Here is a 14,234-nt window from a genome sequence, read left to right on the forward strand (position 1 = left end):
ATCACTGGCAAACGGGTGGTCCCATGACCGTGGCTAAACCCTGCTCAAACCGGTCCCATCACGGTGGCGGTCGACAACCAACGACTCCGCAAGAAAGACGACCAGTGAGCTCGTCGAACTCGTCCCAGGTCGACAACCCCAGCGCGCGGATCGGAAACGGTGTTCAGTCGCCGAAAACTGCCATTGGTACAGCGCATGCTGTATGAAGCTGCGCTCATCGCTAGTCAGATCAACAGCTACCAACTCAGAATCAATTGACATTGAGCTGATCCTAAGCTGCGTTTGGGCGAGATTGTGCACGAGGGGCTGACAACATCGAGCTCAAGCGTTGAGTACGTCGCCGTGTTCACCCAGCCGCGGCGGCGGCCGGTAGTCAGGCTCATAGCCCGAAACACGGACCGGATTTCCGACGAGACGTAAATCACCCACGCGCACAACGATTTCCGGCGTCGCCTTCAGCGCCTCGGGCAGCGTGCGGACGGCCGCCGCCGGCACTCCGAGCGGACGCAGCCGACGTTCCCAGCCGGCGGCGGTGTCGGTCACCAGTATCGCCGTGACCACGCCGAGCACCTCGTCGCGCCGCGCCACCCGCTCGGCCATCGTTTCGAAGCCGCCGATACCGGCCTCGTCGGCAAAGGATTTCCAGAACCCGTCATGCGTTATGAACAGCGCCAAATACCCATCATCGGTCGGAAAGAGCTGTGCTGGAACGTAATACGAGTGCGCGCCATAGGGCCGGCGGTGCGGCTCGACGCCCTCGTTGAGGTAGGCAGCGGTGTGGTAATTCAGCTGCGAGAGCATCACGTCGCGCAGCGACACGTCCACCTGTCCGCCGCGACCCGAGACGATCATGGCCAGCAACCCCAGTGCCGCACACATTCCGGTGGAGTTGTCCGCAGACGAGTAGCCGGGCAGTGTCGGCGGGCCGTCCGGCTCACCCGTCAACGCGGCGATTCCGGTGGCGGCCTGGATCACGTAGTCGAACGCCGGATCATCGCCACCGTTGAGACCGTAACCGGTGATCGCCACGCAGACGATCCGTTCGTTCCACCGCCGCAGGGCCTCGTAGGTGAGTCCCAGCCGGCGTATCGCCGACGGCTTCAAGTTGACCAGAAGTGCCTGCGACCGGGCCGCGAGTTCACCCAGGCGTTGTTGTCCCGCTTGGGAATTCAGGTCCAGGCAGAGGCTCGACTTGTTGCGGTTGAGGCTGGCGAAGTAGCTCTCCCCCACGCTGCGGGAGATCTCCCCGCCCAGCGGCTCGACCTTGATCACCTCGGCACCGAGATCGGCCAGCAGCATGGTCGCATACGGCCCGGCCAGCATGGTGCCGACTTCGAGAACCCGGATTCCCGCCAGCGGACCTCGACCGGTCACCGCAACTCCGTTGCCAGCGAAGCGATCATCTCACGGGTCCGGCGCTTGGACGCGACGAGTTCGTCACGGTTGCCGCCGATCGGCAACAAGCGCACCGACAGATCGGTCACACCGGCGTCGGCGAATCGGCGCAATCGGGCCAGGATGGCGTCCTCGTCGCCGGCCGCGCAGATATCGCCGACGCCCTTGGCGTCGCCGTAACCCAGCAGCCGCTGGTAATTCGGCGATACCTCGGCCTCGCCCAGGATTCGGTTAGCACGCTCCCGGGCGGAGTCGACTTCTGTTGTGCTGCAAAGGCATACCGGGACGCCGGCGACGATGCGCGGTGCCGGGCGACCGGCATTGTCGGCGGCCTTGGTGATCCGGGGCACGACGTGCTCGGCGACGGCACGTTCGTCGGCCATCCATAGCACGGTGCCGTCGGCCTGTTCGCCGGCCAAGGTCAGCATCACCGGCCCGAGCGCGGCCACCAATACCGGCAGCGGCGCCACCGGCGCCAGGTCGAGCGGGTTGTGCACCCGGAAGGTGGTGTTCTGCACGTCAACCGGCCCGGGATTGGTGAAGGCCGCGTGCAGCACTTCCAGATAGTCGCGGGTGTAGCCGGCCGGCCGCTCGTAGGGAAGCCCCAGCATGTCGTCGATGATCCAGTGGTGTGACGGCCCGACACCCAGCACCAGCCGGCCCCCGGTAGCGGCGTGCACCGACAAAGCCTGACGCGCCAACGCGATCGGGTGCTGCGCCTGCAGCGGGACGACGGCGGTGCCCAGCTCGATGCGGCTGGTCCGTGTTCCCATCAGGGCCACCGCCACCAGCGCGTCGAAGTCGTTGGGGATCTGCGGAATCCACGCACTGTCCAGGCCGGCGGTCTCGGCCCAGTCGATGTCGGCCAGCATCCGGGTGACCTTGCGGGCCGAGTCGCCGCGCTCTGGACCGACCATCACTCCGATGCGCATGGTTCCTCCGGGGCTGCTTGAGGGGCTGGGTTCGCCGTGCCGGTCAACGCACGAATGTCACGCACCAGCACGTCCAGCGGTGTCCCGGTGGGGAACACCGCCGCGGCACCGGCGGCCAGCAGCTTGGGCACGTCGGCATGCGGGATCGTTCCGCCGACGACGACGGCGATGTCGGCGGCGTCGGCGGCGCGCAGCGCCTCGATGGTGCGGGCCGTAAGCGCCAGGTGCGCGCCGGACAAGATGCTCAACCCCACGACGGCCACGTCCTCCTGTACTGCGATCGAGGCGATGTCTTCGATGCGCTGCCGGATGCCGGTGTAGATCACCTCGAAGCCGGCGTCGCGCAGCGTGCGGGCGACGATCTTGGCGCCGCGGTCATGCCCGTCGAGCCCGGGCTTGGCGATCAAGATGCGGGTGGCCATCTAGAACACCACCGGCTGCTGGAATTCGCCCCACACCGCCTTGAGCGCGGACACCATCTCACCGACCGTGCAGTAGGCGTTGGCGCAGTCGATCAGCCGGTGCATGAGATTGTCGGCCCCTTCGGCGCCGCGGGCCAGCGCGGCGAGCGTGGATTGCACTGCGGCATTGTCTCTTTCGGCCTTGACCTGGGTCAGCCGCTTGAGTTGCAGGTCGCGCCCCTCGGCGTCGAGTTCGTAGGTGACGATGTCGGGTTCGGGTTCTTCGGAGACGAACCGGTTGACCCCGACCACCGGCCGCACGCCCGTCTCGATGTCCTTGTGCATCCGGAACGCTTCGTCGGCGATGAGCCCCTGCAGGTAGCCGTCCTCGATGGCGCTGACCATGCCGCCGTGCTTTTCGAGGTCGGCCATGATCTCGATGATGCGGTCTTCGGTGGCATCGGTGAGCGCCTCGACGAAGTAGGAGCCGCCGAGCGGGTCGGCGACCCTGGCCACGCCGGTTTCGTAGGCCAGGATCTGCTGGGTGCGCAGCGCCAACGTGGTGGACTCCTCGGTGGGCAGCGCGAACGGCTCGTCCCAGGCCGCGGTGAACATCGACTGCACGCCACCGAGCACCGCCGCCATCGCCTCGTAGGCCACCCGCACCACGTTGTTGTGCGCCTGCGGCGCATACAGTGACGCTCCGCCACACACGCAACCGAACCGGAACATCGACGCCCGATCCGTCTTGGCGCCGTAGCGTTCCCGCACCAGCGTCGCCCAACGCCGCCGTCCCGCACGGTATTTGGCGATCTCCTCAAAGAAGTCGCCGTGGGTGTAGAAGAAAAACGAGATCTGCGGTGCGAACTCGTCGATGGTCATCCGGCCGCGCTCGACCACGGTGTCGCAGTAGGTGACCCCGTCGGCCAGGGTGAAGGCCATCTCCTGCACCGCGGTGGCACCCGCGTCGCGGAAGTGCGCACCGGCCACCGAGATGGCATTGAACTTCGGCACCTCGGCCGCGCAGAACTCGATGGTGTCGGCGATCAGCCGCAGCGACGGCTCCGGCGGCCAGATCCACGTGCCGCGCGAGGCGTACTCCTTGAGGATGTCGTTCTGGATGGTCCCGGTGAGCTTGGCCCGTGGCACGCCCTGGCGCTCGGCTGCGGCGACGTAGAACGCCAGCAGGATCGCCGCCGTGCCGTTGATCGTCATGCTGGTGCTGATCTTGTCCAGCGGGATGCCGTCGAACAGGATTTCGGCATCGGCCAGGGTGTCGACGGCGACGCCGACCCGGCCGACTTCCTCGACGACGTCGGGGTCGTCGGAGTCGAAGCCGCATTGGGTGGGCAGGTCGAGCGCCACCGAAAGCCCCGTCCCGCCCTGCTCCAGCAGATAGCGGTACCGGCGGTTGGATTCCTCGGCGGTGCCGAATCCGGAGTACTGGCGAAACGTCCAGTTCTTGCCCCGATAGCCCGACGCGAAGTTGCCCCGGGTGAAGGGAAACTCCCCCGGGCCCGGGGGTTCCGACTCGCGGTCCGCCGGCCCGTACACCGGCGCAAGCGGGATGCCCGATGAGGTCTGAGCTTCATTATCCATTGATGAATAACGTACTTGCAAAAAAAGAGAATGCCAATACCGCTGGTTTGACCAGGTGAAATAGCAGAATGCTGGGCGGCGGTGGTGGTCGGCCTCGGCTGATCCACGCTCAGCTGCACTCGAGCGACCCAATGACGTATGACGGAGGGCGACATGACGGTTCCCCGGCCATCGGCGGCAGACCTGCGCGCCGCCGCCGAGCACTTCGGTTTTCACCTCGACGACGATGCCCAACGGGATTACCTGGCGACCGTCGGGCACACCCTGAGGTCCTACGATGTGGTCGACGAACTCTACCGCGACCTCTGCGACCACTCAGCCCGCCCGCAGCCGCGCGATCGGGTCTACCGATTCCCGGAGTTGGGCGACAATCCGCTCGGGGCCTGGTATGTCACGGCCGACATCGCCTCCGGCGCAACCGGTCCGCTGTCGGGCCGGACGGTGGCGATCAAAGACAACATCGCCGTGGCCGGCATCCCGATGATGAACGGATCGCGTGCGGTCGAGGGCTTTGTCCCCAGCCGTGACGCGACCGTCGTGCAGCGCCTGCTCGCCGCCGGGGCCACCATCGCCGGCAAGAGCGTCTGCGAGGATCTGTGCTGCTCGGGATCCAGCTTCACCTCCGCCTCCGGACCGGTGCGCAATCCGTGGGACCCGACGCGGGAAACGGGTGGATCATCCAGCGGCAGTGGCGCACTCGTCGCCGCCGGTGAAGTCGAGCTGGCACTGGGCGGCGACCAGGGCGGGTCGGTGCGCATCCCGGCCGCCCTGTGCGGCATCGTCGGGCTCAAACCAACCTACGGGCTGGTGCCCTACACCGGCGCGTTTCCCATCGAGTGGACCATCGATCACCTCGGCCCGATGACGCGCACTGTCGCCGATGCGGCACTGATGCTCACGGTGCTTGCCGGACCCGATGGCCACGATCCGCGCCAGCCCGCGACGATACCCCGGTTCGACTACCGGTCCGCGCTTACCGGCGACGCGACCGGTCTACGGGTGGGCATTCTCGCCGAGGGCTTCGGGTGGGCTAACTCGCGGCCCGAGGTCGACGAGCTGGTCCGGTCAGCGGCCCGCCGGTTCGCCGAAATCGGTTGTACCGTATGCGAGATCAGCGTGCCGCTACACCGGCGCGGGATTCACGTCTTCAACGTCATCATCACCGACGGCGCCACCTACCAGATGCTGGAGGGCAACGGATACGGGCTCGGCGTGGACGGACTTTACGACCCGGAACTCATGGCGCACTTCGTAAGACAGCGCGTGGTCAAGGCCGACCAATTCGCCAGCACCATCAAGGCGATGGCGTTGTGCGGCCACTACAGCCGGAACACGCTGGGCGGTGCCTCCTATGCCCAGGCACGTAATCTGCTGCCGCACCTGTGTGCAGCTTATGACCGGGCGCTCGACAGATACGACGTACTGGTGATGCCCACCGTGCCCGGCACGGCCAATGCCCTGCCGGAGGGCAGCCCGCAGGATGTCGGGTTGCTACCACACACATTTGGCAAGGCGCTCAACACGGCGCCCATGGACATCACCGGCCACCCAGCGATCTCGGTGCCCGCCGGCCTGGTCGACGGGCTGCCCGTCGGAATGATGATCGTGGGCAAGCGATTCGACGACGCCACCGTGTTGAAGGTCGCCGGCGCCTTCGAAGCACTGTGCGGCGGCTTCCCGGCGCCACCAGGCTGATCCCTATACGCGGCAAAGGATTTCGCCGTGTGGCATCGCCAGCCAGGCATCCGGGGCGCTAGCCCAGGTCCGCCACGCCGCTGAGATCTCGTTCAGCTCAACTGTTGTGGCCATGCCCGAGTCCACCAGTTGACGAGACAGGTCCGACTGCAGGATGCGGTCGGCCCACATTCCGCCCCACCAGTCACGGGTCTCGGCCGTCGCAAAACACCAGATGCTGCCGGTCGGCGTGATGTCGTCGAAGCCGGCCGCGATGGCCCACGACAGCAGCCGCCGGCCCGCGTCCGGCTCGCCACCGTTGGCGCGAGCCGCACCCAGCTGGTCGCAGAGCGGTCGTTCATGGCGGGTTCCCTTGGTCGACGCGTCGTCGGTGGCCTATAACCACAACTCAATCTTTGAAATCAGCGTCTCAATATATGAGACTCGTTAGTCGACCGGGACGTTGAGAATCGGACGGTCGACGTCGGCGCCGGGACCGTCGAAGTGCCACCACTCGCCGGCGTACACTTTCAGCCCGCCGTACTTCATGGCCTCCCGCAGCACGGCCCGGTTCGCCTCAGCCGCCACGGTCACCCCCTGGGTCGCGAATGCCGTTGCCCGCGAAGAGAAGTCGTCGAAGTCGGTGCCCATGTCGGCCAGGCACAGCCCGGCCACCTGCCGCTCGGCCGGGCAGCTTTGTTGCGGGCTGGTGAACGTCACATCGACCGAGCGGCCGGCCTCGTGGCTGCGGGCATACGGTCCCGGCCGCGCCACCCACGCCGGATTGGGAACCGCGTTGAACATCTTGACCTGCGCCTCGTGTGGCCGGTAGCAGTCCCAGAAGACCAACACGTGCCCCTGCGGGCGCAGTGCGACTGCGGCCGCCGCAAGCCCCTGGACCATCGATTGGTGTACCAGGCACCGGGCATCGGCCGGATACAGCTGGGTGTGGGTGAAGTTGTTGGTCGTCGCGTAGCGCAGGTCGATGACGGCGTCGGCCACCACGCTTCGGACGTCGACGAACCCGGCCGCGTGCGCCGCGTCGCTGAGCGGCGGCACGCCGGGTCCGGCCGGGACCGTGGTTCCCACCGGCCGCACCGGCAGGGACCCGACGCTCCCGGATCCCGATAACCGGGGCGATGCGACACCGGCGTCTTGGCAGCCACCCGCAACCGCGACGCACAGCGCGGCGACCACGACCGGACAGAATCGCCGCATTCCAGGCATCCGGACATTGTCGCGGGTGCTCGTGCCGAAGTCGGTGCAGCCACACGCAGGGTCGGCGAAACTCGGCAAACGCTTTACCGGACCGATACCGGCTCAGCGACGCCGGCTACGAGCCCAGCCTCGGGGGAAGGCATCGTCAGCCGATCAGGGGACGCCCGCTCCGCTCGAAGTAGGGCTGAAAACACGACAGACAGCGACGCACCGCGCGGGCGAAAGTAGCAGCGTGGACCCGCAAACGCCGACCGCCGCAGCCACGACACCCGATGGCCGGGCCAATCGCACCCTCGCGGCCGCCGTTCTCGACCAAGTGCGCCGCACCCCCGAGGCGCCGGCGGTGGTCGATGGCGATCGGGTCCTCAGCTACAGCGAGCTGGCCTGCCGCAGCGCCGCAGTCGCGCGGGGCCTGCACGCCGCGGGTATCGGTCCGGGGCAAGCCGTTGCGGTGTGCCTACCCCGATCGTGGCAGCTGGTCTGCGTCATGCTCGGTATCCGTCGCGCCGGGGCCACCGTGGTGCCGCTCGACGCGGACAGCCCGGTCGCGCGGCAACGCCACATCCTTGCGGACTCGGACAGCGTGGCCGTGGTGTGCGCCGGGCCGGAAGCGGCGCCGACGCCGGCTTCGGTGCGGGCGCTGCGAGCAGCCGACCTGCTCGACACCGGACCGGGGCCCTTTGACAACGTCGACGCACCGCCGCGAGACCCGGCTTTCGTCTTCTATACCTCGGGAACGACCGGACTACCCAAGGGCGTCGAAGTCTGCGACGCCGGCATACTGCGGCTGGCCGAGCCGGGATGGCTGCGCTTCGAGGCCGGCGCGCGGATTGCCAGCCTGTCCAACCCCGCCTTCGACGCGTTGACCTTCGAGGTGTGGACACCGCTGTTGACCGGCGGTACCTGCGTGGTGTTCGGCGGTCTGGGCGGTGCCAGCGGCGGGAACGGCGTGACTGGCTTGAATGTCCACGCGCATCTGCAAACCCCGCGGCGGCTGGCCGAGGCTTTGCGGGGGTCGCGCATCGACACCGCGTTCGTGACGACGGCTTTGTTCAACACGCTGGTCGACGCGGTGCCGGACTGTTTCGCCACGCTCTCGCGGGTGCTGATCGGCGGCGAGCAGCTGGACGCCGCCCGCATCCGCCGCTGGTACCGCGCCAACCCCGCCAGCGCCACCGAGCTGGTCAACGTCTACGGCCCCACCGAATGCACGACGTTCGCGCTGTACCACCCGATCCCGGCCGACTTCACCGGCGATGCCGTGCCGATCGGAAGACCCCTGCCGTCGACCGCGGCGGTGCTGGTCGTCGACGGCAACCGCGCAGCCGCGGCGGGCGAGCTGGCCGAGCTGTACCTGTCCGGCGCGGGCCTGGCCAACGGCTACCGCAACCTGCCGGACGAAACGGCGAGCCGTTTCGTGCGATTGCCCTGGCACGACGACGGGGTCCAGCGCTGGTACCGGACCGGCGACCTGGTCCGCCGCGACGAAGCCGGCCTGATCACCTTCGTCGGGCGGGCTGACCGGCAGGTCAAGGTCCGCGGTTTCCGCATCGAACCCGCCGAGGTGGAACGCCAGCTTGCGGCCCACCCCGCGATACGGCAGGTCCGCGTGTGCACTCGCCGCCACGCCGACGGCCGCCACGAGCTGCTGGCCTACCTGGTGTTGGCGGACACCCTGACTTTCGACGCCTACCACCGATACCTGACCGACACCGTGGCGCGCTACATGCGTCCGCAGCACACCTACCTCGTCGATGCGCTGCCGCACACCGCCAACGGCAAGGTCGACGAATCGGCGCTGCTGACCTGCGGGGCCGCTCCGTGGCGCCGGCCCCGTACCGTCGAACGCCAGGCCGGCGCCATCCTGCGCGAGCTACTCGAGCTGGCGGGCGGCGTCCTTGGCGTGCCGGATCTCGCCGCGGGCGACCGATTCGTCACCAGCGGCGGCGATTCACTGACCGCGCTGCGGCTGCGTTTCGAGATCCAGCGGCGCTGGCAGGTCGACGTCCCACCCGCCGACGTGATCGGCAAGGACTTCGCCGCCCTGGCCGACACGATCGCCACCGGCGCCCACGCCGGCCACTACCCGCCGGTGCCGGCCCCGACCGGGATGCGCAGCGCCCCGGCCACCTCCGAGCAACAACGGCTGTGGTTGCTGCAGCAGCGTGACCCGCAGAACCGCGCCTACGACGTGCGGCTGGCCTTCCAGCTGCAAGGCACTCCCGACGTGGCCGCGCTGCGCGTCGCGGTATGCCGACTGGTGGCCCGCCATCCCGCGCTGCGCACCGCGTTGCGGGCCGCCCTGGACGGCCTGCGCCAAGAAGTCGGTGATCCCTACGACCCTTGGGACTCGGTGGACGCGCGCGACGGCGAAGAGTGGCACCTGACCGCCGACCGGTTTTTCACGCCGGCCTTCGACCTCGCGCAGCCACGGATGCTGCGCGCGGGCCTGGCACCCCAGGGCGACTCCTGCGGCAGTGCCCGGCCGGCGGCAACCGGCGGCTTCATCCTGCTGCTGCACCTGCACCACATCGCCGTCGACGGCTTTTCGCTCAACGTCCTGTTCCGTGAGTTATCCGCCGATTACGCCGCGCTCGCCGCCGGCCGGGCCCTGCCGGAGCACCGGCCGGTGCACACCCCGGTCGAAGCGACCCTGTGGCAGCGGGACTTTCGCCGAAGCCCGGGCTACCAGGATCAGCGCCGCGCTCTGCGCCGCCGCTACGCGGCACTCGAGTGGCCCACCCCGCCCGCCGAGCCGGCCGGTGGCAACGCCCGCTTGTTCCACAGCTCGCTGGACGCCGGGCAATGCGCCGCCCTCGCCCGGCTTGCGGCCGAACTGGGTCTGACCCGGTTCCAGCTGCTGCTGGCCGCGTTCACCTGGAGCCTCTACGGCATCACCGGCCGCACCCGCCCGATCGTGGCCACACCCGTCGCGGGCCGGCCGATGGCCGAGTTCGAGTCGGCGGTCGGCATGTTCGCCAACACCGTGCTGCTGCCCATCGACCTCGCACCGGATGCGCCGCTGCGCGCCCAATTGCAAGGGCAGGCCGTCACGACGCGGGACGTGCTGAACCGTCAGGACGTGACACTGGCCGACGTGCTGACCGACAGCCCGGTACCCGCGGGGGGTTCGCCGCTGGAATTCCTGTTCGTGTTGGAGAACACCGACTACGGTGCCCTGGCCCTGCCGGACTGCGGGGTGCACCACCTCTGGCCGCAGCCCGCCCACGCCAAATGCCCGCTCACGCTGTTCGTGCTGGAACGCGACACCGGCATCGACTGCGTGTGGGAATACGCTGAGGACGCGTTCGACGGCGACCGGATCCACGCGGCCGCCCAGCTGTTCGGTCGCGCGGTGGACCTGCTCACCAGCGACAGGCCGGGCACGCTGACCGAGCTGGCCGCCCCCTATCGCGCTGACATCGCCGGGCACGGTCGCGGTCCACGGTCGACGCCGGCCTTCGCCACGGTGGCCGAAGGCTTCGCGCGTCAGGTCGCCCGGACACCGCACGCCCCCGCCGTGACGACCAGCCACCGCACGCTGTGCTACGCCGAAATCGACGCCCATGCCGCCGCTTTGGCCGCCCAACTGCCCCGACCATCCGATCCCGCCGCACCCGCGCGGGTGGCGATGTACCTGCCGCCGTCGGCCGAGCATGTGGTTGCGCTGCTGGCCGCGGCTCGCCTGAACCTCACCGCCGTTCCACTGGACCCGGCCTATCCCGCCGAGTTGCTGGGCCAGATCCTGCGTCAAGCCGAGCCGCTGTGCGTGCTGGTGCTGCCCGGTGCCGAAGCCGAGCTGGCTACCGTCGCGCCCGACGGCGTGCCCCGGCTGGTCGTCAGGCTGGCAGCCGCACCACCGGCCAAGCCGCCGTCCGCCGCGCCGCATGACGGCCGCAGGCCGCTGTACACGCTGTTCACCTCCGGATCCACCGGAACGCCCAAGGGCGTCGACGTCCCCGACCGCACGTTGTGCAACCTGCTGCACTGGCAAGGCGAGCACGGCGGGCTCGCCGGTGCGGCGGTGACCCAGCAATTCTCCACGCTGTCCTTCGACGTGTCCTTCCAGGAAATCTTCACCACGCTGTGTTCGGGCGGCCGGCTGCATCTGGTGGACCCCGCATGGCGGCGGGATCTGCCGCAGCTGCTGGACCAGCTGGAAACCGCCGGCATCGAGCGCCTGTTCCTGCCGTACGTGGCACTGCAACTGCTCGCCGAGCACGGCGTCCAGCTGGGCAGATATCCGTCCCGGCTGCGCGACGTCATCACCGCCGGCGAGCAGCTGATCTGTACCCCGGCGATCCGCACCTGGTTCGCGCGACTGCGGGGCGCCCGGCTGTTCAACCACTACGGCCCCACCGAAACACACGTCGTCAGTGCCCTGGTGCTGGACGGGGATCCGGCGACGTGGCCGGAGCGACCCGCGATCGGCCGGCCGGTAGCCAACGCCGTGCTGCGCGTGGTGGACGACACCGGAGACCCCGTCGCGCCCGGCGTGACCGGTCGGCTGCTCCTCGGCGGGCACATGGCCGTGCCGTGCTACCTCGGCGATCCCGAACTGAACCGGACCCGGTTCACCGCGGTGCCCGGACAGGGAACCTTCTACCGCAGCGGCGACCTGGCCCACGTCGACCACAACGGGTTGTTCCATTACGACGGCCGCGACGACCAGCAGATCAAGATCAGCGGCCACCGGCTGGAACTGGGCCAGATGGAGGCGGCCCTGCTGCGGCATCCACGGATCGCGGGAGCCGTCGTCATCCCGGTGAGCGGCTCGCTGCGCGCCCTAATGCAATGCCACGGCACCGACGATCCGAGCGTCGACGAGCTGAACTCGCACCTTGCCGGGTTGCTGCCCGCACACGCCCGGATCGCCGACTTCCGACGGGTGGACGCCCTGCCGCTCACCCCGAGCGGCAAAGTCGACCGTCGGGCGGCCGCGACCGTGCAGGGACGCGAGCTCGTAGCGGTTAGCGCGTGGCGGGATGTCTCGGCGCTGGAAGGCCGGCTCTACGGCGAGTTCCTGGCAGCAACCGGCAAGCCGCTGCGACCCGACCAGAAGTTCTTCGATGCTGGGGCTACCAGTTTGGACCTGATGCGGTTTCAGCAGCGCTGCAGCGCCGAGCTCGGGCTGCCGTTCACGGTGGCCGACCTCTTCGAATTCCTCAGCATCCGCGAGCTCAGCCGCCATCTGGAGACGTCGCGGGCCCCGTCAGCTCCCGCACCCGGCCCGCTACCGGCCGCCAGAGAACACCGCGACGGACCGGTCGCCGAACCCGTCGCGATCGTCGGGATGGCTGTGCGGGCACCCGGCGCGCCGGATTTGGCGTCGTTTTGGCGGTTGGTCGAAACGGGCGGGTCGGGCGTGGAGCACTTCGAGGCGGCCGACGGCCTCGTCGGCGCCCGGAGCCAGCTGGACGGCATGTTGGCGTTCGACCCGGACCGATTCGGGATCAGCCACCGCCACGCCCGGTTGATGGATCCCCAACAGCGGCATTTGCTGATGAGCTGCACGGCAGCGCTCGCCCACGCCGGCATCGCCGAGCCCGGCGCCGCCCGCGTCGGGCTGGTGGCCACCGGCGGCTACGACACCTACTACCAGGCGATGATGCGCGAGGCCGATCCCGCCGACCTGCCCAGCGGGCTCAGCATGGAGATTCTGCACGAGAAGAACTTCCTTGCCGCCAAGGCGGCCTACCACCTGCAGCTGACCGGGCCGGTGTTCACCGCGCAGGCGGCGTGCGCCAGCTCGCTGGTGGCGGTGCATCTAGCCGCCGGGTTGCTGCGCGAGGACGACGCGGACGTGATGCTGGTGGCGGGCGTGAACGTCGACACCGCGCTGACCGACGGGTACCGGCATCGACCGCACTACTTCCTGGCGCCCGACGGCATCTGCCGCCCGTTCAGCGACGACGCCGACGGCACGCTGGGCGCCAGCGGAGTCGCGGTCGTGGTGCTCAAGCGCCTGTCGCAAGCCGAGCGCGACGGTGACACCATCCACGCGGTGATCACCGGGTCGGCGATCAACAACGACGGCTCACGCAAACACAGCTTCATGGCCCCGTCGGTGGCCGGACAACGCACGGTGATCGCCCAGGCGTTGCGGCGCAGTGGGCGCCGCGCCACCGACATCGGATATGTCGAGGCGCATGGCACGGCCACCCGGCTGGGCGACCCGGTCGAGGTGAACGCGCTGCAGCAGGGCTACGGGCTCACCGAACCTGCCTCGTGCGGGCTGTCCTCGCTCAAGAGCCAGGTCGGCCACCTAGGAGTCGCCGCCGGCGTGACCGGGTTGATCCGCGCGGCGTTGGCGGTGCGCAACGCGGTGATTCCGCCGAACGTCAACTTCCGACGACTCAGCCCGGAAATCGGCGACGGCGCGGTTCCGTTCTACATTCCCACCGAAGCCCGACCATGGCCGGCAAAGCGCACCCGCGTCGCCGCCGTCAGCAGCTTCGGTGCCGGCGGCATCAACGCGCACGCGATCGTGGAACAGGGTTGCGAATCGGCCGCGGCCACTTCGGCCGTCCCGTGCCTGCTTCTTTCCGCGCACAGCGAAACAGCGTTGCGGGCCGACGCCCACCGCATCTCCGACTATCTGGCCGCACACCCCGACAACTACCCGCAGGTGCTACGCCACCTGCAGGCCGGTCGCCCGCCGATGCGATACCGCGCGGCAGCCGTGCCAGCCGACGCGGAATCCGCCGTCGCCTGGCTGCGCACCGTCGTCGCGACGCAGGTCCCCGACGCGCCGCCGGCACGCCGATTGCCGGCCGAAGGCAGCTCACCCCGCACCCTTGCCCAAGCGTGGACCGACGGAGCCGTGATCGAGTGGTCGCCAGGGTCGGCCCAGCCGCCGTGGGACTTCCCGCCGCCATCCTTCGACCTCGATGACTACGACTTTCCCCGCGCCTGCCCGGAACCCACGCCGGGCCAGGTTGCGGCCTCCAGCCGGCGCATCGCTGCACCCCCCGGGCGACGACTTGATCGCCGGCCCGTGCGGGCGCTCACCTGA

Annotated in this window: 7 protein-coding genes and 1 pseudogene; 2 read left to right on the forward strand and 6 right to left on the reverse strand. The window is 69.0% G+C overall.

Annotated features, from left to right (window positions below; translation table 11 throughout):
• Positions 1-321: 321 nt before the first annotated feature.
• Genes AWC07_RS10670 through AWC07_RS10685 form a run of 4 tightly spaced genes read right to left on the reverse strand, consistent with a single transcriptional unit; the run spans position 322 to position 4,327 of the window.
• The gene (locus tag AWC07_RS10670; protein WP_085105064.1) at positions 322-1,374 is read right to left on the reverse strand and encodes a CaiB/BaiF CoA transferase family protein; all 1,053 of its coding nucleotides are present in this window, start codon (positions 1,372-1,374) and stop codon (positions 322-324) included.
• Entirely contained in the window at positions 1,371-2,327 is a 957-nt protein-coding gene (locus AWC07_RS10675) for an LLM class F420-dependent oxidoreductase (RefSeq protein WP_036417520.1), read from the reverse strand. The genes AWC07_RS10670 and AWC07_RS10675 overlap by 4 nt, the downstream gene beginning before the upstream one ends.
• Positions 2,312-2,749 carry a cobalamin B12-binding domain-containing protein gene (locus tag AWC07_RS10680; RefSeq protein ID WP_036417522.1) on the reverse strand — a complete coding sequence of 146 codons (438 nt, stop codon included), beginning with the start codon at positions 2,747-2,749 and terminating at the stop codon, positions 2,312-2,314. Before AWC07_RS10680 ends, AWC07_RS10675 begins: the two co-directional genes overlap by 16 nt.
• The gene (locus tag AWC07_RS10685) at positions 2,750-4,327 is read right to left on the reverse strand and encodes a methylmalonyl-CoA mutase family protein (RefSeq protein WP_036417525.1); all 1,578 of its coding nucleotides are present in this window, start codon (positions 4,325-4,327) and stop codon (positions 2,750-2,752) included.
• 153 nt (positions 4,328-4,480) lie between these two features.
• On the opposite strand from AWC07_RS10685, the gene AWC07_RS10690 reads away from it, so the two are divergent.
• A complete protein-coding gene (locus AWC07_RS10690; RefSeq protein ID WP_036417532.1) occupies positions 4,481-6,022 on the forward strand; it encodes an amidase in 1,542 nt (513 codons plus the stop codon).
• Positions 6,023-6,025: 3 nt separating this feature from the next.
• Here the strand turns inward: AWC07_RS10690 and AWC07_RS10695 are convergent.
• Positions 6,026-6,334 (reverse strand): annotated as a pseudogene (locus AWC07_RS10695) (SAM-dependent methyltransferase); the annotation flags it as partial.
• 114 nt (positions 6,335-6,448) lie between these two features.
• Complete coding sequence (locus tag AWC07_RS10705) at positions 6,449-7,228, reverse strand: M15 family metallopeptidase (protein WP_341865249.1); 780 nt, start codon at positions 7,226-7,228, stop codon at positions 6,449-6,451.
• Positions 7,229-7,451: 223 nt separating this feature from the next.
• On the opposite strand from AWC07_RS10705, the gene AWC07_RS10710 reads away from it, so the two are divergent.
• Positions 7,452-14,234, forward strand: coding sequence for a non-ribosomal peptide synthetase (locus tag AWC07_RS10710; protein WP_208622396.1), 6,783 nt, complete (start codon positions 7,452-7,454; stop codon positions 14,232-14,234).

Origin of the sequence: Mycobacterium gastri (assembly GCF_002102175.1) — a bacterium.
Classification (GTDB): domain Bacteria; phylum Actinomycetota; class Actinomycetes; order Mycobacteriales; family Mycobacteriaceae; genus Mycobacterium; species Mycobacterium gastri.

Excerpts from the sequence above, each read along its gene's own strand:
- AWC07_RS10675 (WP_036417520.1), bottom strand. The coding sequence starts at position 2,327 with ATGCGCATCGGAGTGATGGTCGGTCCAGAGCGCGGCGACTCGGCCCGC.
- AWC07_RS10680 (WP_036417522.1), bottom strand. The coding sequence starts at position 2,749 with ATGGCCACCCGCATCTTGATCGCCAAGCCCGGGCTCGACGGGCATGAC.
- AWC07_RS10685 (WP_036417525.1), bottom strand. The coding sequence starts at position 4,327 with ATGGATAATGAAGCTCAGACCTCATCGGGCATCCCGCTTGCGCCGGTG.
- AWC07_RS10690 (WP_036417532.1), top strand. The coding sequence starts at position 4,481 with ATGACGGTTCCCCGGCCATCGGCGGCAGACCTGCGCGCCGCCGCCGAG.
- AWC07_RS10705 (WP_341865249.1), bottom strand. The coding sequence starts at position 7,228 with ATGCCTGGAATGCGGCGATTCTGTCCGGTCGTGGTCGCCGCGCTGTGC.